Origin of the sequence: Amphritea atlantica, assembly GCF_018860855.1 — a bacterium.
Taxonomy (GTDB): Bacteria; Pseudomonadota; Gammaproteobacteria; order Pseudomonadales; family Balneatricaceae; genus Amphritea; species Amphritea atlantica_A.
In genome coordinates this window covers 1-20,988 of the sequence record NZ_JAHKQE010000047.1, presented here as the reverse complement: position 1 = coordinate 20,988, position 20,988 = coordinate 1, and the positions used below count along the sequence as shown (strand labels likewise).

General features: G+C 46.3%; 16 protein-coding genes. 4 read left to right on the top strand and 12 right to left on the bottom strand.

The window, feature by feature from the left end; genetic code table 11:
* The first annotated feature begins 103 nt into the window (after nucleotides 1–103).
* The 3 genes from KO512_RS19145 (at nucleotide 104) to KO512_RS19135 (ending at nucleotide 3,098) form a co-directional block, all read left to right on the top strand.
* Complete coding sequence (locus KO512_RS19145; protein WP_215953924.1) at nucleotides 104–1,498, top strand: hypothetical protein; 1,395 nt, start codon at nucleotides 104–106, stop codon at nucleotides 1,496–1,498.
* 139 nt (nucleotides 1,499–1,637) lie between these two features.
* Nucleotides 1,638–2,429 (top strand): sulfite exporter TauE/SafE family protein, encoded by a 792-nt coding sequence (locus KO512_RS19140; protein ID WP_215953923.1) that lies wholly within the window; start codon nucleotides 1,638–1,640, stop codon nucleotides 2,427–2,429.
* Nucleotides 2,430–2,474: 45 nt separating this feature from the next.
* On the top strand, nucleotides 2,475–3,098 hold the full coding sequence (locus KO512_RS19135) for a LysE family translocator (RefSeq protein ID WP_215953922.1): 624 nt from the start codon (nucleotides 2,475–2,477) through the stop codon (nucleotides 3,096–3,098).
* A 348-nt stretch (nucleotides 3,099–3,446) separates the two neighbouring features.
* On the opposite strand, the gene rpsA is transcribed toward KO512_RS19135, so the two are convergent.
* The 11 genes from rpsA to KO512_RS19080 all read right to left on the bottom strand — a co-directional run bounded on the left by rpsA (nucleotide 3,447) and on the right by KO512_RS19080 (nucleotide 19,093).
* Nucleotides 3,447–5,126 (bottom strand): 30S ribosomal protein S1, encoded by a 1,680-nt coding sequence (rpsA, locus tag KO512_RS19130; RefSeq protein WP_215953921.1) that lies wholly within the window; start codon nucleotides 5,124–5,126, stop codon nucleotides 3,447–3,449.
* Nucleotides 5,127–5,444: 318 nt separating this feature from the next.
* Nucleotides 5,445–7,730, bottom strand: a complete 2,286-nt coding sequence (gene parC / locus KO512_RS19125) for a DNA topoisomerase IV subunit A (protein WP_215953920.1) — start codon at nucleotides 7,728–7,730, stop codon at nucleotides 5,445–5,447.
* A gap of 81 nt (nucleotides 7,731–7,811) precedes the next feature.
* A complete protein-coding gene (gene parE, locus KO512_RS19120) occupies nucleotides 7,812–9,704 on the bottom strand; it encodes a DNA topoisomerase IV subunit B (RefSeq protein WP_215953919.1) in 1,893 nt (630 codons plus the stop codon).
* Complete coding sequence (locus KO512_RS19115) at nucleotides 9,697–10,341, bottom strand: YqiA/YcfP family alpha/beta fold hydrolase (RefSeq protein WP_215953918.1); 645 nt, start codon at nucleotides 10,339–10,341, stop codon at nucleotides 9,697–9,699. Before KO512_RS19115 ends, parE begins: the two co-directional genes overlap by 8 nt.
* 88 nt (nucleotides 10,342–10,429) lie before the next feature.
* Nucleotides 10,430–11,194, bottom strand: a complete 765-nt coding sequence (locus tag KO512_RS19110; RefSeq protein ID WP_215953917.1) for a metallophosphoesterase — start codon at nucleotides 11,192–11,194, stop codon at nucleotides 10,430–10,432.
* Nucleotides 11,191–11,631 (bottom strand): DUF1249 domain-containing protein, encoded by a 441-nt coding sequence (locus KO512_RS19105; RefSeq protein ID WP_215953916.1) that lies wholly within the window; start codon nucleotides 11,629–11,631, stop codon nucleotides 11,191–11,193. The genes KO512_RS19110 and KO512_RS19105 overlap by 4 nt, the downstream gene beginning before the upstream one ends.
* 74 nt (nucleotides 11,632–11,705) lie before the next feature.
* Nucleotides 11,706–12,350 carry an NUDIX domain-containing protein gene (locus KO512_RS19100; protein ID WP_215953915.1) on the bottom strand — a complete coding sequence of 215 codons (645 nt, stop codon included), beginning with the start codon at nucleotides 12,348–12,350 and terminating at the stop codon, nucleotides 11,706–11,708.
* Between the two features lie 293 nt (nucleotides 12,351–12,643).
* On the bottom strand, nucleotides 12,644–14,449 hold the full coding sequence (locus KO512_RS19095) for an EAL domain-containing protein (protein ID WP_252735129.1): 1,806 nt from the start codon (nucleotides 14,447–14,449) through the stop codon (nucleotides 12,644–12,646).
* Between the two features lie 826 nt (nucleotides 14,450–15,275).
* The gene (locus KO512_RS19090) at nucleotides 15,276–16,496 is read right to left on the bottom strand and encodes a M24 family metallopeptidase (protein WP_215953914.1); all 1,221 of its coding nucleotides are present in this window, start codon (nucleotides 16,494–16,496) and stop codon (nucleotides 15,276–15,278) included.
* Nucleotides 16,497–16,587: 91 nt separating this feature from the next.
* The gene (locus KO512_RS19085; RefSeq protein WP_215953913.1) at nucleotides 16,588–17,472 is read right to left on the bottom strand and encodes a HalD/BesD family halogenase; all 885 of its coding nucleotides are present in this window, start codon (nucleotides 17,470–17,472) and stop codon (nucleotides 16,588–16,590) included.
* 31 nt (nucleotides 17,473–17,503) lie between these two features.
* Nucleotides 17,504–19,093 carry a BCCT family transporter gene (locus KO512_RS19080; protein WP_215953912.1) on the bottom strand — a complete coding sequence of 530 codons (1,590 nt, stop codon included), beginning with the start codon at nucleotides 19,091–19,093 and terminating at the stop codon, nucleotides 17,504–17,506.
* A gap of 351 nt (nucleotides 19,094–19,444) precedes the next feature.
* Here KO512_RS19080 and KO512_RS19075 point away from each other — a divergent pair, with 351 nt between their 5' ends.
* Nucleotides 19,445–20,326 (top strand): LysR family transcriptional regulator, encoded by an 882-nt coding sequence (locus KO512_RS19075; protein WP_215953911.1) that lies wholly within the window; start codon nucleotides 19,445–19,447, stop codon nucleotides 20,324–20,326.
* Nucleotides 20,327–20,552: 226 nt separating this feature from the next.
* Here the strand turns inward: KO512_RS19075 and KO512_RS19070 are convergent, their stop codons facing one another.
* Entirely contained in the window at nucleotides 20,553–20,813 is a 261-nt protein-coding gene (locus KO512_RS19070; RefSeq protein ID WP_215953910.1) for a hypothetical protein, read from the bottom strand.
* Nucleotides 20,814–20,988: the final 175 nt, after the last annotated feature.

Genomic DNA, 20,988 nt, shown 5'->3' with positions numbered 1-20,988 from the left:
TAGCTGCTATTATCTGCAGGCTCTACTGTGCCGGAATATTTACTGTCGGAATATGGCTAAACCGCAACGATCTTTAATCACTTTGCATCAGCGCACTTGGCTGATGCTGACAATCGCCGCTATTTTATTGGCAGGCTTACTGCTGTCTGGCATTTACCTATCAGTGGTCGCAGGAAAAATCGCCCAACAGCAGACCCGACAACAGGGAACACTCCTAGGCCAACAGACCGTTACACTGATCAAACCCGCACTCATGGCCGGCGATTCGGTGAGCCTTAACTTCATTCTCAATCAACTCGTACAACAGCCCAGCGTTGACGCCATTATTCTCACTGATCCTAAAGACCGATTACTAGGACGGGCCGGCGATGTTAAGCATGATAATTTAATACATCAAGAAATTTTGATCCGGCAGCAAAAAGAAACACTCGCTATTCTTGAACTTCGCCTCAATCCCGCATCAAACAAAGCCAACCTCAACGCCATTCTGATACAGGCTGCGATCTTAGCGCTGATCACCGCCATTTTAGCCCTGCTCGGCTGCTGGTTTTTCCTGACTCGCCATACCTCATTCGGCTTACAAGACAGCTCAACAACAGCAGCTCCTTTAGAAAATACCGAGCTAAGCTTAGCCGAGGCCACGCCACTGAATGAAGAGATCGACACGGCAAGCGGTGATAATGAGCAGCTGGTCGATCTACTAAGACCCGCCGATGATGCCCCTCATATGCCAGATTTCGCCCCTTTTTCTGATCATAAAGAGAGCCCACCGGACGAACCTTCCTTAGAGCTCACGCTGATCGAAGAGGTCGATTTAGAAGTAGAAGCGCCACGCGCCAAACCTCTCAATCCATTATTTGCAAACAATAAACACGAAGTTCAACTCGATCTATATGCTTTTGAACAGGAACTAGAGTTAATCGTCTCCGCCGACGAAGCGGGCTATCTACTCTACCTCGATCTATCGTCCGGCCACGCTGACAACTTACTCAGTGAAGAGCTACAAGAACTACAGGCATACTATTATCGAATGCTCGATATGGTGGTGACTATCTATCAGGGCGAAGCAACACGCCTCGATAACGGCGACCTACAACTAGCCTTTCTTAAACCCCATAAAGATGATTCCCACGGCATCAACGCCATCTGCGCCAGCCAATTATTTAATCGCCTCTATAAGCTATTTAATCAGCAACGCATTCGCAGCTTACAACCCGTACTCAATTTACATATGGCGTTAGTGCGGGGCCATTATCAAAAATTAGCCCGCATGCAAGAAGAAGCACGCTACCTAACCCACAGCACCGATAGTAACGAACTGATCACTCACACCACCCTAAGTGAAGCACCCGATCTAAAAGTCAGTTTATTAGCTGGGGCCAACATTGTGCGTGCCGAAGAAGATAAAGTACTGATTAAATCCGTTAATGAAAACTACCAAAAATTACTGGATAAACAGGCACGCCATCTGCTGAGCAAGCTATTCCCGGCAAGCTAATCGATATTGATCACATCTGTATCGCCAGAGCAATACAGTTTACTCGAAATTTAGCTTTTTCTTGTATCTGTACTGCTTGATGTACCCTCCCTATACTCAGCTTTCGTCATCACCGTCAGATTTAGCCTAAGGTAACACCATGTTAAACGATCTCATTATTCTCTTTATTGCGGGCTTTCTCGGCGGCATCTTAAATTCAATTGCTGGCGGCGGCAGCTTTATCACCTTTCCCGCGCTGCTATTTGCCGGCGTACCACCGATCAGCGCCAACGCCACCAACACCTTCGCTTCATGTTCTGGCTATATGAGTGGCACCTGGGCCTTTCGTAAAGACCTGGCAGAGATCAAAGAGCAGCTACCACGCTTTATTCTCATCAGCCTGCTCGGCGGCATTAGCGGCGCTTGGCTGTTATTACAAACACCGGAAGCCTCATTCGAAATGGCAGTGCCTTGGCTGCTGCTGTTTGCCACCTTGCTGTTTATCTTTGGCGGCCAGCTCAACCGCAGTCTCAAAAAGCTCAGCACCAAACACCGCCACGCCTCTTCGACCGGTGCCGCGCTGCTGATCATGCTGTTATTTGGTGTCTGTTTATATGGCGGTTTTTTTAATGCAGGCCTTGGCATTATCTCACTGAGCTATCTCGCTCTCGCTGGACACACCGATATCAATCGAATGAATGGATTAAAACTGCTGATATCAACCTTCGTCTCACTGATTGCCATCATCTTATTTGCCTATGATGGTGTCATTGCCTGGTATGAAGGCTCTATTGTACTGGTCGGCACTGTGCTTGGCGGCTATATGGCTGCCCACCTATCTCGCCGACTGCCACAACAACTGGTGCGCAACTTCGTTATCATCGCCAGCATTGGTATCACCCTATACTTTTTCTATGATGTCTATCTGGTCAAACCGGCCTTAGAGGGCTAGCATAACGCTAAACAATAAGGGTCCAAAAAGACCAGGCATTCGACCATGGAAATGATAACGCTGCTGCTGTTTATACCCACCTGCTTTGCATTGAATATGTCACCTGGGCCTAATAACCTACTGGCGATGAGTAACGCAAAACGCTATGGCTTTCGCAGTGCCGTTATCGCCGGTGCAGGCCGCTTACTCGCTTTCTGCGGCATGATTTCCCTCGCCGCGACCGGGTTAGCGGTGGTGCTACTGGCCTCGGAAAAAGTATTTATTGCCGTTAAGATTGCCGGGGCCTGCTATCTGTTCTGGCTAGCCTTTAAGCTCTGGCAAGCCGACACAAGCCAATCGAACGAACTACCCAACAGCACAAAAAAAACGCTACTCGGTTTAGCCCAGCAAGAGTTTTTGCTGGCGGCCGGCAATCCTAAAGCGATACTGTTCTTTACCGCCTTTTTGCCACAATTCGCCAACCCAGCGGCGCCTGCAGGCCCACAGTTCTTCCAGCTTGGCATCACCTTTCTGATACTGGAATCCATCGCAATCACCTCCTATGCTCTGTTCGGCATCTATCTGCGCCAGTGGTTTGCTCAACCCCACAAAAGACGCTGGTTTAATCGTAGCTGCGCCACCCTACTTGGCAGCGCAGGCATCGGCTTGTTAGCCAGCCGCCAACACTGAGACAACCCTGTTAGAACGCCAAGATATAGCCTTTCGCCTAGCTCGACGGGGCCTTCAATACCTACAGAACACCTGCACATTAGTAATATAAAGCACGAGAGACTCTTAAGATGAACCTGATTAATAGACTAGCGGGGAATTCATGAAGAGGGATAACGAGGCTAAGCCAAGCTTATACTCAGTCACTACGCCAATTACGCGATAACAACAGAGACTCTAGCTGAAACAGTTCGATGGGGAAACAACAAGCACTGAGGGGTTTTACAAACAATACTGATGCTTGGCAGCACAGTAAAAAATCAAAAAAAAGGAGCGCATCAGCGCTCCTTTTTTATCAGCTTAGAAGTTTTACTTCTTAGCTGCCATCTGTGCCTTGATCAGGTCACCGATAGTAGTAGGTCCAGCCGTTTCAACCGGTGCATCAGCAACCGCTTTGATTGCCGCTTTCTCATCAGCCTGATCTTTCGCTTTAATAGACAGAGTGATTGAACGGTTACGACGATCCAAGTTAACGATCTTCGCTTCAACTTCTTCGCCTACTTTCAGGACAGTAGAAGCATCTTCGATGCGATCGATGCTGATGTCAGACACTTTCAGGTAACCTTCGATGCCTTCAGCCAGCTCGATGTTAGCGCCTTTAGCGTCTACAGACTTAACAATACCTTTAACGATAGTGTTTTTGTCGTTGGCAGCAGCGTACTCAGAGAAAGGATCGCTTTCCAGTTGCTTGATACCCAGAGAGATACGCTCTTTCTCAGCATCAATAGACAGGATAACGGCTTCAACTTCTTCGCCTTTCTTGTATTCGCGCAGTGCAGTTTCACTGTCGGCATCCCAAGAGATGTCAGACATGTGAACCAGACCGTCAAGATCATTTTCCAGACCAACGAAGATACCGAAGTCTGTAATAGTCTTGATAGTACCAGTCACTTTATCGCCAGCAGCGAACTGCTCAGCAAAAGTAGACCATGGGTTAGGGATGCACTGTTTCATACCTAGAGAGATACGACGACGCTTCTCATCAACATCCAGAACCATCACTTCAACTTCGTCGTTCACTTGAACAACTTTAGAAGGGTGGATGTTTTTGTTTGTCCAAGACATTTCAGAAACGTGGATCAAACCTTCAACGCCATCTTCGATAGAAGCGAAGCAACCGTAGTCAGTCAGGTTAGTCACACGTGCAGGAACTTTAGTTCCAGCAGGGAAACGAGCCAGGATAGAAGACCAAGGATCTTCGTTCAGCTGTTTCAGGCCTAGAGACAGACGGTTAGTTTCTTTATCAAACTTGATGATTTGAACAGTAATCTCATCACCCGGAGTCAGCATATCGCTAGGGTGAGAAATACGTTTCCAAGCCATGTCAGTGATGTGCAGCAGGCCGTCAACACCGCCCAGATCTACGAATGCACCGTAGTTGGTCAGGTTCTTAACGTAACCCTTAACTTGCTGACCTTCTTCCAGAGTAGCCAGCAGCTCATCACGTTGAGCGCTGTTAGCTTCTTGAAGAACAGCACGACGAGATACAACGATGTTGTCGCGCTTCTGATCCAGCTTGATCAGTTTAAATTCCAGCTCTTGACCCATCAGGTGGTCAACGTTTTTAACTGGACGAACATCTACCAGTGAACCTGGCAGGAAGCCGTTGATCTTGTTAACGGTAACGGTGAAGCCACCTTTAACAGTACCACTGATGAAACCTTTAACCGTTTCTTCAGCTTCGAATGCAGTTTCCAGAACGCCCCAAGACTCAGCGCGTTTAGCTTTTTCACGAGACAGACGTGTTTCACCGGAACCATCTTCAACGCTTTCCAGTGTAACCTTAACCATGTCACCCACTTGAACTTCAAGTTCTTGGGCATCATTAAGGAACTGGCTGCGGGCAATAACAGCCTCAGATTTCAGGCCAGCATTTACGGTAACCCAGTCACTATCGATGTCGATAACTTCACCCATAACGAGGGTGCCTGGCACCATAGCAACGAGTTCAAGGGATTCTTCAAATAAGTCAGCAAAGCTTTCGGTCATGCTTTTTCCTATACAGCAAATCCGTAGGTAGACAGGATTCGCAGGGGGTCAACCTGTATTGTCAGTTGATACAGGGCAGTTTAATTATCTTGTTAGGTTGCACAGACTGACTAAAAAACAACCAAACAAGAGAGGTAGGGGCGGTATTTTACAGAAAACTGTCTCGATTTGAAAGTAAATGAGTAAAGTCAGTTGTATTTTAACCCGCTACTGGGCCGAAACCCTCTTAACAGGGGCCCATAACGAAAAAAGAGCGATCCAAGATCACTCTTTTTCTGTCACTTAAGCAACTCGGCTAAAAGTAAACAGCGAACAGCGTTACTCGGATTCCGACGAAGCGCCATCCGCGGAGACCTTAGCAATCACTTCGAGTGAATCAACTCGCTGATAACCCCGCGGCAGTTTATTACCCCGGCGACCACGTTCACCACGGTAATGCTCCAAATCAGACGGCTTCATTTTCAGATGCTGACGGCCAGAATTAACCTGTAGGGTATCCTGCTCAGACAGGGTCACCATCGCGATCAGCAACTCCTCCCTCGTGGCGGCTCTGGCGGACGGGATATTGATAATTTTATTACCTTTACCACGACCTAACTCAGGCAGGTCTTTTACTGGGAACACCAGCATCCGCCCTTCATTCGTCACTGCCACCAACAGATCACTATCTTTGTTGGTCAAGGCCATCGGCGGCATCCCCTTCGCACCTTTTGGCAAGGTCAGCGCGGCTTTACCGGTACGGGTTTTACTGGTCATATCGGCAATTTTAGTCACGAAGCCATAACCTGCATCCGAGGCTAGCAGCACCGCATCATCATCCTTACCCGCAATCGCGCCGTCAATGGTGGCACCTTTCGGTAAGGTTAGTTTTCCGGTCACCGGCTCGCCCTGGCCTCGTGCAGATGGCAGCGTATGCGCTTCCAACGAATAGGCCCGCCCCGTACTATCGAGCAAAATGATCGGCTGGTTCATTCGCCCAAAACAGGCTAGCTTAAAGCCATCACCGGATTTATAGCTTAACCCTTCAGGATCGATATCATGCCCTTTCGCAGAACGAATCCAGCCCTGCTTAGAAATCACAGCGGTAATCGGATCCGCCGTCAGCAGCGCTTTTTCATCCATCACCTTGGCTTCTTCACGGGCCACGATCGGAGAACGACGATCATCGCCATACTCTTTCGCATCGGCCTTCAATTCGTCGCGAATCAGCTTACGCATGAGTTTTTCAGAGCCTAGAATCTCTTCTAGGTAGTTACGCTCTTCGGTGAGTTCATCAATCTCGCCGCGAATCTTAATCTCTTCCAGCTTAGCCAACTGACGCAGTCTGATCTCTAAAATAGCCTCAGCCTGAGTCGCTGTAATACCGAAGCGCTCAATCATCACCAGCTTAGGCTTCTCTTCGGTACGGATAATCTCAATCACTTCATCGATATTGAGATAGGCCACCATTAAGCCTTCGAGAATATGTAACCGAGCTAGCACTTTATCCAAGCGGAACTGCAGGCGGCGGCGCACGGTTTCAGTACGATAAACCAGCCACTCGGTAAGAATTTCCTTAAGGTTTTTCACCTTCGGGCGACCGTCGATACCGATCATATTCATATTGACGCGGTAGGTACGCTCTAGGTCAGTACTAGCAAACAGGTGCGCCATCAACTGCTCAACATCGATGCGATTTGAGCGAGGTACAATCACCAAACGGGTTGGATTTTCATGATCCGACTCATCTCGCAAATCAGATACCATGGGCAGTTTTTTCTGCTGCATCTGCTGGGCGATCTGCTCCAAGACTTTCGCCCCAGACACCTGATAAGGCAGCGCGGTAATGACAATGTCGCCCTGCTCACGGCTGTAAACTGCCCGTGCTCTGAGACTGCCTTTACCGGTCTCATACATCTTCTGCAGTTCTTTACGCGGAGTAATCAGCTCTGCATCCGTGGGCATATCCGGGCCGGGGATAATCTCGCATAACTCATCGACGCTCATGCTCGGCTTAGACAGCAGCTTAATACAGGCTTGCGTGACTTCCCGTAGATTATGAGGCGGAATATCGGTTGCCATACCCACCGCGATACCGGTGGTACCGTTTAACAGAATATTCGGCAGCCGAGCCGGCAAGGTGAGTGGCTCATCAATGGTGCCATCAAAGTTTGGCCCCCATTCGACGGTACCCTGTGCTACCTCTTTGAGTAACACCTCGGCATATTTCGCCAGTTTAGACTCGGTGTAACGCATCGCTGCAAAGGACTTCGGATCATCCGGCGAGCCCCAGTTACCCTGACCATCGATCAGTGGGTAACGATAAGAGAATGGCTGCGCCATCAACACCATCGCTTCATAGCAGGCGCTATCACCGTGAGGATGGAATTTACCTAGCACATCACCCACGGTACGAGCTGACTTTTTGTACTTAGCGGTTGATTTCAACCCGAGTTCAGACATTGCATAAACAATGCGTCGTTGCACCGGTTTCAGGCCGTCGCCGATATTTGGCAGCGCCCGATCAAGGATGACGTACATGGAATAATCCAGATACGCCTTCTCGGTATATTCTTTCAGTGACAGGCGTTCAATGCCTTCATCAATATGTACTGTTCCGCTCATCTTTTATCCCGGCGCTCATCAAACTCAACTATTGCTTCAGCGTACTTATCAATATAACTGCGAGGTCGTTAAACCCCAGGGTTATACGTCTGCCAGATTACCTTTACTTTCCAGCCACTCTTTACGATCAGGGGAACGTTTCTTCGCCAGCAACATATCCATCACTTCATTAGTGCCATCACCCGGTTCGATGGTCAGTTGAACCAAACGACGGGTATCACGGGACATGGTGGTTTCACGCAGTTGCAATGGGTTCATCTCACCCAAACCCTTGAAGCGCTGCACACCGATTTTGGCATTTTTGCGCTCCTTCTTAATCCGTTCAACAATACTGTCTTTCTCATTATCATCGAGGGCATAGAAGACATCCTTGGCCACATCGATACGATACAGTGGCGGCATCGCCACATAGACATGACCGGCGGCCACCAGCGGCTTGAAGTGACGCACAAACAACGCACACAATAGCGTGGCTATATGCAGTCCATCAGAGTCCGCATCGGCAAGGATACAGATTTTGCCATAACGCAAACCGTCGAAATTATCGGTGCCTGGCTCTACACCAATGGCGATGGAGATATGATTTACCTCCTGAGACGCCAACACATCGTTATGATCGACTTCCCAAGTATTAAGGATCTTACCCCGTAGTGGCATCACCGCTTGGTATTCACGATCCCGCGCTTGCTTGGCAGAACCACCTGCCGAATCCCCTTCCACTAAGAAGAGTTCCCCTTGCATCGCATCGTTGCCGGTACAGTCGGCCAGCTTACCCGGCAGCGCAGGCCCCGAGGTTACTTTCTTACGGATGACTTTCTTATTCGAACGTAACCGTTTCTGCGCATTACTGATCACTAGTTCAGCGATCTTTTCACCGTCTTCGACATGACGGTTAAGCCACAGGCTGAAGGCGTCCTTCACCGCACCAGATACAAACGATGCGATTTCGCGCGACGACAGACGCTCTTTGGTCTGTCCAGAAAACTGTGGATCCTGCATTTTCACCGAGAGGATATAGCAACAACGCTCCCAAATATCTTCGGCAGAGATCTTAACGCCACGGGGCAATAAGTTACGGAATTCACAAAACTCCCGCATCGCTTCCAGCAGCCCGGTACGCAAGCCGTTCACATGGGTGCCGCCCTGCGCCGTCGGAATCAAGTTGACGTAACTCTCACCGGTCAGTTCACCACCTTCCGGCAGCCACTGAAGTGCCACATCTAAGCCGTCGCGTTCGCCTTGAAAAGACACCGTAAACGGCTCTTCCGGCAGTGTTTCAAATACTTGAGTGGTGCCTTTAAGATAATCCACCAAACCATCTTCGTAATACCATTCATCTTTTTCTTTGGTGCTGCCCGAAGCGTCGGTAAAGGTCACCCGCAAACCAGAACAGAGTACCGCTTTCGCGCGTAGCATATGCCGCAGTTTAGTCAGATGATATTTAGGCGTATCAAAATATTTTGGATCGGCTAAAAAGCGAACTTCAGTACCGGTATTACGCTGACCACAACTATCGATAATTTCAAGATCAGATACTTTTTCGCCGTCGGCATAGGTCATGCGATAAACATTACCGCCCCGACGAATGGTGACTTCTAACAGCTTCGATAGGGCATTGACCACCGAGACCCCCACGCCGTGCAAACCACCGGAGTAGTTGTAGTTTTCATTGGAAAACTTACCCCCAGCATGCAGCCGAGTCAGAATCAGCTCAACACCGCTAACACCCTCTTCAGGATGGATATCCACTGGCATGCCCCGACCATTATCTTTAACACTAATAGCGCCATCTTTATGCAGGGTAACATCCATCTGGGTCGCATGACCGGCCAGTGCTTCATCCACACTGTTATCGATCACTTCCTGAGCCAGATGGTTAGGCCGATCGGTCTCGGTATACATACCAGGACGACGACGCACCGGGTCCAGCCCGCTCAGTACCTCAATTGCATCAGAGTTATAGGTATTACTCATCGGAAGTTTCAGTCCTTATTTGCCCAGCGGTCAGATCAGTGATCGCTGGCAACTCAATCCGGCCTTCGGCAAATGCCAGAATCGCCGGAATAACAGATTCAAATTGGTCAAAACCATGACTGCCACCCGTCTGAATCAACATGGGTGAAGCCTTAAATTTACTCACCGCTTCGCGATAATCGAGCGTTTCATCGCCGGTTTGGGTCAGCAGTAGATAGCGGGATGGATCTTGTAAATGGTTGCAGTTAATCGCGAGCAACTGCTCCAGATGCTCTCCGGTTAGCTCATATTGTTCATCGCTATAATAGTTGCCCTGCTCGCCAAGCATCTCCGCCAATAATTCAAACGGGCGTACCGCCGGATTGATCAACACCGCCCGCAGGCCGTATTTTTCAACCAGCCAGGTGCTGTAATAGCCCCCCAACGAGCTGCCCACCAGCACAATGGTGCGTTCAGAATGACTTATGATGAGTTGCTCAAGCAGCGCGATGGCCGCAGCAGGCCAATGGGGCAGCGCAGGCACTATGACTTCATCCCCACGCCCGGCCGCCGTCATCCAGTCGACAAAAAAACGCGCCTTAAAAGAATCCGGCGAGCTGTTGAAACCGTGAATATAGATAAACAGTGGTTGGGCCATTAATAACCTTTACTCTCTGCCATAAACTTTATCTGTATATATATACATGCTTTCGGTAAATTACCGGAGAGTGCTGAGTGTTGCAACCTTAACACGCGACTCTTTTGACCAGGGTGGTTATTCGACCATCCGGATAGAGCTGTAATAATCGATAGCCTGGTAACTCAAGCGTCGGGGAATCCTCAAGGATTATTTGCCGACACCGCGCCTTAAACTGCACCGAACTCGCTGGCGTCATCAACACGCGCACCCCTTGATGCAAGCAATCACCCGGCTGATGAACATGGCCATGAACGATGCCTTTAACCTGTTGATGCGAGGCCAGAATACGCCAAAAGGCACCGGCATTCGCTAGCATGATACTATCTTGCCACTCGCTATCGACCGGCAGTGGATTGTGATGCAGCCCGATCAGGCAATGATAATCCTTGTACAGCAGCAACTGCTGTTCCAGAAAATCCAACTCCAGCGACGCTAAAGATCCGCCCCCCTGACCGTCTGGCTCTGAAGTGCTATCGAGCAGAATAATCGCCCAACCCTGCTGAACCACTGTCCGTTGATTCAGTTCGCCGCCCCGTTGCCGCATCAGGTCGGCATCATCATGATTACCGGGAATCCAATAACTGGGTAGCGGCAACCCCATCAGCCGCTCATGCAGACGGGTATAACCGTTTAAGGCGCCGTGGTGGACTAGGTCTCCAGTCCAGAGGATCAGCTCAGCGGCTGGAGTTTGACAGAGCACATCATCAACCACCGCATTTAAACTCTGCTCAACATCCCGACCACGGTAATCTTGGCTCGGATCATTTTGCAGATGACAATCGGTAATCTGCGCAACAATTAACGGCTTCATGTAAAACTATACGCGGGTTCTGCGGCCTGGCCATGGGTGAGACAGTGACTAAGCCATTCGCCTAGATACTGATTAAGCTGTGCCTTCTCGTCTTTTTGGTGCATCTGCGCGTTCGGGTAACTGTAAACCCCACGAAAATGACGCTTACTTTTTAGGCAAATAACCTCTGCTGCCCGAGCATCATGGTACATCCTGACAATCAAGCTCGGCGCTTCCAGCCAACGATGATCCGAACTCTGAGATACCAATACAGTGGTGGTATAGGTAAAACGCTCCTCAATCTGCAGGCGCACGGTACTCTGCTGTTGATGGCAGCTAACCTCGAAGACGCGTTCATCACGCTGTTCGATATCCGGCATCAACCGCATCAGACGCAGATAGTTGGCCTCACAGTCAGCCATCTGTTTCACCAGATCAGGTACATAACGTTTTTTCATTTTCTCTACAGCTCTTAAATCTACAGCGTTTAAAATTTAAGCTTTACTCTTCATCGCTCATGTACGTTCATCGCTCATCGCTCATCATCAAGGGATGACTGATAACCCCAGCGTTGCAGCAGTGTTTGCCGGTTTAACTGTAGCCATTGTACCGCAATGATGCTGGCCGCATTATCGATCACACCATTGGCCACCAACTCACAGACCTCGGCAAAGGGTAGCACATGCACTCGAATATCCTCGCCTTCCTCAGCCAGTCCATGCACACCACCGACGACGGTGCTATCCACGCGGGCACAGAGTAGATCAACATATTCGTCACATCCACCAGCACTGGGCAGATAACGGGTAATCGGTACAATATTGTCAATATAGGCGCCGGCTTCCTCTTGCGATTCACGCAGAGCGACATCCTTCGGCGTTTCACCTGGCTCGACAATACCCGCCACCAGCTCTAACAACCACGGGCTATCCGCTTTACCCAACGCGCCAACACGAAACTGCTCCACTAGCACCAAGGCGTCCTGATCGGGATCAAACAACAATACACAAACCGCATTCCCACGCTGAAATTGTTCCCGCACAATCTCTATTTTCCCGCCTTCGAATAGCGCATGACGGATCGTTAATCGGCGGATTTTAAAAAAACCATCATAGGTACGTTCCTGCGCAATGATGGCAGCATCCGCAGCGGTAAAGGTAGGTTGCCAGTTAGCCATCGCTAAGCTCCCAGTTAAGTGCTAAGTGTTACATTTGAATATGAACGCTAGGTTGACGACTCAGTTCAGCGCCAACGATGTATCCTGCTTTAACAAGCCTGAGGCTAGAACACCTCGGCACATCAACAATGCAGTCATGATAAACCGTGCGCCAATATACCATGACTGGTCAGGCACTCTAAACAGGAGTTATGGTTTTGGGGAATATAGAATAATCGATTGGGCTCTATAAGATAAAACCGTGAGCGCACTGAGACAATCGCCCGCCCAAGAAAAGTCTAGCAGCACTTAACTCAGTTGGGACGCATTTTTCGCCGTTGAGAGATAAACAGATAACTACCCTCGCGCTTTTTCGCTTCTTTCTTGGCCTGCGCCGCCAACTCGGCGACTTCATGATAACTGACGCAGCAGTAGGGATCTGGGTGTACCACCCCACAGGAAAGACTGAGTACCGGATAAAAGGTCGTATCGCCGTTACGACTCGCAGCCCAAATACCCCCTTGTTCTAAGTCTTTTGGGCTATAGAACTCCCGTATAGCCTGATCAAACTCCTGCAAAATCAACTCACAGCAGGCTTGCCAGTCTTCCGTACGGAACACCACCACAAAATCGTCACCGCCAATATGGCCGGTAAAATTTTCGCCGTTCGCATGGCGGGTCAGCAGCTCACCCAATAGCTGGATAAGACGATCCCCTTTCACATAGCCATAACTATCATTGAATGGCTTAAAGAAATTGATATCAAAATAGGCCACACGAAAGTTTTCCGTCTGTTTTAACAACCCATCAATTTCTCGATTGATCGGCACATTACCTGGCATTAGGGTTAACGGATTGGCATAGCGGGCATTACGGATTTTCAGTTCAGTGATATTTTTCAGCAAATCCCGGACATTGCCAATGCCTTGATAATGGCCGTCTTTGGTAATCACCAACCCCTGATGCAGATACACCGCATCCTGCTCGGTAATCAACCGCGAGACCTGCTCTAGGCTGGTGTCCGATTCAATAATGATAGCCTTGCTATCCAGAATTCGAGTGACCGGACGGTTCTCATATAAAGCGCGACCATACTGGGTGGAAAACAGCTCTAGCAGATCAGAACGATGCACGGTGCCGATCGGACGCCCCTCCTCCAAAACCGCCAAAATATCATACAGAGGGTTATCGCTAAACAGCTGAGCCGTATACCCCATCTGATCATCAAAACTAAGCGCAGGCGCCGGATGAATCAGCACCGCGGCGGTCTCGGCCATATCTTTTTCACTGCCGGCACGCCGTTTACGGGGCAGCCACTCCTGGCTATCACACTCCATTTCCGGCTGCTGTGTGGGCATCCCCAGATAAAAACCTTGACCGATCGTCGCCCCCAACTCTTTTAGGGTGACCAGCTCTGAACGGGTCTCTATTCCCTCAACAATCACCTTCGAGCCAACCCCATTGGCAATACTGCAGATCGATTTCACAAACTGCCGTTTAATCGGTTCACGATCGACGTTGTGGATAAAATGACGATCAATTTTGACATAATCTGGCTGCAGCTCAGACCAGAGTTTCAGCCCTGAGTAGCCCGTGCCGAGATCATCCACCGCTACTTTAAAACCCATCTGTTTATAATAGTTAATCGCGTCCAGCGTTAGCCCGTAATTATCAAACGGATGCTGTTCAGATATCTCAATAACGATGGAATCTAATGGGATATTAAGGGATTTCAACCATTCAGCGGTTAACCCCTGACGATGTTCCGGGGTTCCTAAAAGAGATGCGCTAACATTGAGAAATAATTTACCTTCCAGCTCCTGCCGCGCATAGGCTTCCAGCGAAAGTCGACGACACAGAAGCTCTAACCGATGCTCCAGACCACAGGCCATCGCGGTCTCAAATAACACCTGCGGGGAGTGAAGCTGACTATTTTCCGGCCCACGAATAAGTGCTTCATGGCCCAACACCTCGCCCCGACGCAGATCCACGATCGGTTGAAAGTGAGGATATAACTGTTCCGTTTCAATCAGCTCCTGAAGCTGGGCATAACGGTCGGGTATCATCTGCGAAACGGTCATATTCAAAGTGTCGGCAATGGTGGCTAATTCCGACAGCATATTAAGCTCGAGTGACAGTAAGATGACAAGCGGGCCCTTTTACCTCGGGTAAGCACACTGACTATGCGTCGGGGCCTCCCGCCATCAGAACACCTCGTTCAGAGCGCCCGCTACTCGCCTAAAGAAAAGCTCCGGAGCATTTGAATCTCCTCTGCCCAGATGGTGCCGAAAGTGGGGATATTTACTCCTGCATTAAACCTATTAAGTTAATAAACCAGCTTGTTATCTGAGTAAAGCCAACTTAGTTAATCAATATCAATCCATACAGTAAAAATAGATCCTGTATGCATCAGAAGGAGACAACTAACTTAAGATATGAAAACAATTTCCTGTATTAAAGTCAGCTCCGCAAGATGCGACTATGTAAGAATCGTTTCATTGATACCCAAGGGAAAGTGTGAGAAAGAGACTTATGTTCACTTCTCAAATTTAGCCTTAGTAGCATTTTCAGCATAAGTCTCTTAGGTGACTTTTACGATTAGGGAAATGGCCTTGTTGATGACCTGTTTGTCCTAGCGAATTTTAACAACGATACAGTCAAGATAAATAATGGGGTATACCTGTCGTAACCCAGACGTTCATCCAGTTCGGCATTAAGGGGCGTTTCAACGGTGACTTTGGTTAGCATCTGCCGAAAGTCATTGAGATCACTTTCGTTTTTAATGCTTTTAGCCGCTTAGCGTTGCGTTTTATCCATGCTGCCTATCCTTAGCCATTACTGGCTCTATGATAGGCAGCTACACAATTTACAGGGTCGGCAAGTCCTACAGTACGAACATTGAGGTATTTAAAGAGTCAGATCCCTTGCTACGGGGATCTGAGTAACTCAGCTCAAGAGTTGAGCAGAGTATCCGTATGATGACATTCTTCTTACTCCAGTTTCTGTAACCAGAACCTGCTCTTCTAATTTTACGCCCTCCTCACCCGTTTCATGACCAATATAGGATTCAACGCATAACGTCATACCGGGTTTGATAATGCCGTCATAACCTACTTCGTCCCAGTCTATATTATGGTTAATGACTGGCCATTCCCCCGTCATCCCGCAGCCATGTACAACGGCTATATAGCGGTTTTTTTGGTATTCTTTTGGGATTTTCCAGGCTTTTTGCGAATACTCTCTAAAGCTCATTCCCGGTTTGATCAACTCTATATTGGTTTCAATCTCTTCGCTAGAAAGTTGATATAAAGCTTTCTGAGTCGCAGTGGGTTCTTTACCGGGAACAACAAAAGTTCGAGAAAAGTCTGTGTAGTAACCAAAAATACCGACAGTATCTGTATCAAAAGCAACCAACTCACCCGCGTTCATTATTTTATCTGAACATTCTTGAAACCAGGGGTTGGTGTGACTTCCTGATGAAAACAAGCGAGTTTCTATGTATTCACCACCTTTTGCCAGAACCTCTTTGTTAAACACAGCCCAGGCTTCATTTTCTGTAATCCCAGGCTTAAGGTAGTTTTCAAGAACAGACATGGCACTTTCGGTCAAAGTGACAGAACGAGCAATGAGTGCGAGTTCGTCCAAGCTTTTAATGGATTTAGCCACTTCAATAGGACGAGAAGCGTCTATGACCTCAAAACCTGCTCTAATGGTATCGACTAACAATTCCGTCGGTGCAGACTCAATACCAATGCGACCGAAATTCTGTGTGGATCGGCTAAGAATATCTTTTAATGAAGTAATAAAGTTTTGTACATGACGGTGCGAATGATCGCCACTATGTAGTGGCATGATAGGGCTGGCTGGATGTACTTCATCTAGAGTAACGACACCTTCTCCCAGATGCGCACAGGAGCGGTATTCAAAAAGAGCAACGGGGCCTTCCGCTGGCACGATTAAGTAACGAGCAGGATTGCGTTGAGAATAGACTTGCATGTTACGAACACCGCATGCATAGCGAATATTAACAGGTTCAAATAACACAACAGCATCGAGTTTAAAGTTAACAATTTGTTCTTTTAGTCGATTTAGTCGATACATAGCGACACGATCTTCTAATCCTTTGTCGATTATTTGATTATAAAAATCGGTGGTTGCATAGCTCATTTGTAAGTTTACCTTTTTAATAATAGTGGTTTAAAAACAATTAAAACTGAAAGGCGGCCAGTCTTTAGAAAGGCAGCCTTATAGACTGAATTTAGCCTGCTAAGCCGTCTTCTCTGGCTTGTTTTTCAGCTTCAATGTGAGCATCTGTTACTCGGCCATACACATCCTTTGTTCGTTTGATTCTCCCTATCATTCCAGGTTTTTCAGCATAGCCAAAAAGTGTAGATAGCCTTTTCCCTTTGGCCGGGGCAACACGGTGTATAGAAAAACGGCCCATAAACAGCTGTAAATCACCTGTATTCAGAGTAAGTGATTTCACTTTTGTAAGATCGCCATCTAGTATCTTCTGAACTTCTTCGTAGTTTTCGTCACCGGGTTGACGAATCCCTGGGGAATATTGAAATTCTCCTCCTTCTTCTGGGCGAAGAATCATCAAGCTGACAATAAATTCATTCGTGTCATAGTGCCAAGGCAATGTTGTATTTTCAGGATTAACATTAATCACTAAGCCTGCAATAGGGTCTGCGTATTCATAAATTTTATCTTTTCCTAAGCAATCTGCGATAAAGGACTGGAAAATAGTATTTGCATACAATTTTTTAATAATCATGCTTTCTGGCATTAGATCTTTTGCGACAAAACCATTACTAAATGTTTGGAATCGATTAACAGGATGACTTTCGCTTAACTCAGGATTGCCTTCGGTAGCATAAGGATTCACTTTATTTTCGTGAAAATTTGCTAAATGAGATACTGCCTCACTCTGCTCTCTAATTAACTCTATTTTATCTTCACGAATTAAGTTGGGTAAGTGAGCACAGCCATCATTTGCTAGCTGCTGCTGACAAACAAGTACCGCCTTTTTATATATTTCTGAATTTTTGTCATCTAGAGGGTAATCTAACATATTTACCATCTGATAAAGACTTTCTAATTCAGTCATATCGTCTTGATGTTTAGTATCTGCACAGCTCATAATTAAATCTCCTTTTATTTAAAATAAATTTTTATATAGTAACAGTAGCTGTTTTATATGTTTTTTGTGAAAGATTATCGGCGGTATCAAGTAATATTTTCTTTTTATGAGACTTAGAAAAACACAAGCGAAGTAAGAATACTTGAGCACATACCACTATAAGCATTCCGAAGAAACCACCGAGTGTTGATACTAATTTTAAGCCATCCAAACCATTATTTAGCGTTAGGATACAGGCTAATAGTGCAATTATTCCGCCCCAAATTAATTTAATAATAAGTGGTGATTTAGGTTCTGAATCCTGCTCATTGGAAGATTGAACACAGGTTCCAGAGATCGCATCAATAGCTGAATCTGCTGCGGTAACATAAGAAACAAAAGACATGATCAGAAAAAATCCAATAAAGAAAATGGAGGCAGGCAGATCTCGAAATAGTTCCCAAATGATAGCGCCAGGACCCTGTTCGATTAGTGTATTAGACAAAACATTATTGGCTGTTAACTCAAGATAAATTGAGTAACCACCAAAGACAGAACACCAGAACGTAACAAAAACGGAAGGTATTGCCACATTAAAAATAAGAAACTCTTTAACCGTGTAGCCACGTGAAATCTTACCTAGAAAAATGGCAACTATGGGTGCCCATGCATACCAATTAGCCCAAAAAAAGATGGTCCAATCTTTTGGCCAAGAGTCTTCTGTGACAACGCCTGTATCCAGACTCCAGGCAACAAAGTTTGAAAGGTACATGGAAAGGCTATCTAACCCTGCATTGGCAATAAAACTAGTAGGACCAAAAATTAAAACGAGTAATGAAAAAGCGATAAATGCTTTTGCATTCCAATTGGATAAGAAGGCAATTCCTTTATGTAATCCTGAGGCGGCAGAAATAGAGGAAGCGACTATCACTGATGCCGCAATTAGAGCAAGAGCTGTCGTGCCTATCTGAGTGTCAAAAAGGGCGTTAATACCCCCTTCAAGCATTAGAATACTTGCCCCTAAAGAAGTAATCATTCCTGCCGCTAAGGCAATTAGGGCAACCGCATCGATCAACTCTCTAATTGTTGATTTTAATTCAAAATTACTACCAACAAACATAGCCGAAGAAATACTGAACTCACTCTTATAATTATAATAAGCAAGGGCGAATGCTAACGCTGGAATGCTATAAAGAGCATAGGTAGTCAGCGACCAATGCATAAAGACAGCCGCCAAACCGAATACGGCCGTTTCATTTGAAAGTGGTTCGGCGCCTAAAAATTTTGGAGGGTACAGCATATCGATGATAGGTTCAGCTGAAGCAAAAAACAGCAAACCGATGGCAACAGAACTGCATAAAGTAATCGAAGACCACTGCCACTTTGTCAAAATAGGTTTTGCATCTTTACCCCCAATTCTCATATTACCAATTGGCGAAAAGAAAACGACAAAACAGGATATTACTAAGAAAAAAGCGGATAGGAGGTACATCCAGCCAAAATTATCTAATAACCAATGATGCATTGTTGATGTAATTTCAAAAAAATTAGCATTATCAAAAAGTGCTAAGTAACTTAATGTTCCTAAAATAGTAAGTGAGGGATAAAAGGTATAGGGCCTTATCTTTAAATTCTTTTCCATTATATTTCTCTGCTTTTTATTTAGGTTGTCGTAGTGTAAATAATGTAGAGAGCGGAAAAAAATAAAGTAGTGATCGAATAAGTCATCATTTTTTTATACATAAAACAATCAGCATTAACTTAAATTTTATTAAAGTTTATAATTTTCATAGTGTTATGTAGTTTTCTTTGATTTTTTTATGAAAAAAAATAATGGAAATTTTATGTTTTTTATGTCTTAATCAGTTCTATCCTTGTCGTTAACAGTCATTTATGGATAAAAAATTCACTGAGATCGTTGTTAATTCAGAAATAGGATCTACGAACAAACCCAGTACACTGTGTTATTTCCATCATTTCATTGAGATTTCTTATGTTAGACATAAAACACTATGAGTTGATATGCGCAATTGATGAACATAATTCGTTAAAAGACGCAGCCTCTGCAATAGGGTTGACTCAGCCGGCTGCAACCTATCGTCTGCAAGAAATAGAAAAACGATTAGCAGTAAATATCTACGATAAAAGAGGAAGGAAGTTAGTACTCTTACCCGCAGGAGAGAGGCTATTAACAGCAGGGAAACTGCTGCTCCCGTTTGTCCGTAAAGCGGAAATTGAAGCTATGATGCTTAGTCAATCAGCCAGCTATATTAGATGGGGAGTTAGCGCCTATGATACCTTTGATATAATTCTGAAATATCTTCCTGAAGATTCTTTTGATAATTTTGATATAAAAAGATACAGCACATCCAATCTTGTTAACGCTCTCTTCGAGCGAGAAGTAGACTTTATTATCGATACCACGCCGGTCAACACGAAAGACTTTCATTGCGAAAAAATATTTGATGATGAACTTTTACTTACTATGAACAACAAACATCCCTTAAATTATATTCCAGATTTTGATATAGAGGAAATCGCTAAGTACCCCTATATTACGTACAGCCGACTCCGTGAACCTGACAAGGAATTCGATACAATATTTAGTCCAAATAGCTGCATCCCTAACACCACTAGAGAAGTAGGTTCTATTTCATTGATTTTGAAAATATTATCTGTTAATCAACGTTATGTTTCGTTTCTTTCCGCTTGGGCAATAAAAAAATCATCCTTTAAAAATGTAATAACATTAAAAAATTCTACTTATTCAGTTCCTTGTACTTGGTACATTATTTATCATCAATCGGTTGAATACAGACCTGAAATACAAGAGGTCATTACAGCATTGCAAAGAATCGCTGATATTAAAGAGTAATAAAGGATAAATAGGTAATCCCAGTGGCTTGAGGCATTTCCTATTAACGATACGAAGGGCAGGTCTTTCATCGTGCGCACGATGGAAGACCTGGCCCCCTATAAGGGCCTCTTCTCAGCTAAAAAAGGATTTTACGCGTGAGCCAGCTATTCGACGTTTTACGAAACACTTTACTGCTGAGCGCGGTTATAGCGCTCCTGACAATCGCTAATGCCCAGGCAACGACTCAGCATAGGCTACTGCCGATGTAACCTCCTCGAACGGCCTGGAAGTGACAGCAGGGACGATCGTTAGCGTGCTGAGGGTTAATCTCATCTATTGCTTTCTGACCCAACACCTCGCCCCGACGCAGATCCACGATCGGTTGAAAGTGAGGATATAACTGTTCCGTTTCAATCAGCTCCTGAAGCTGGGCATAACGGTCGGGTATCATCTGCGAAACGGTCATATTCAAAGTGTCGGCAATGGTGGCTAATTCCGACAGCATATTAAGCTCGAGTGACAGTAAGATGACAAGCGGGCCCTTTTATCTCGGGTAAGCACACTGACTATGCGTCGGGGCCTCCCTCCATCAGAACATCCCGTTCAGAGCGTCCGCTAATCGCCTAAAGAAAAGCTCCGGAGCATCTGAGTGTCCTCTGCCGATATTGTGCCATCTATTG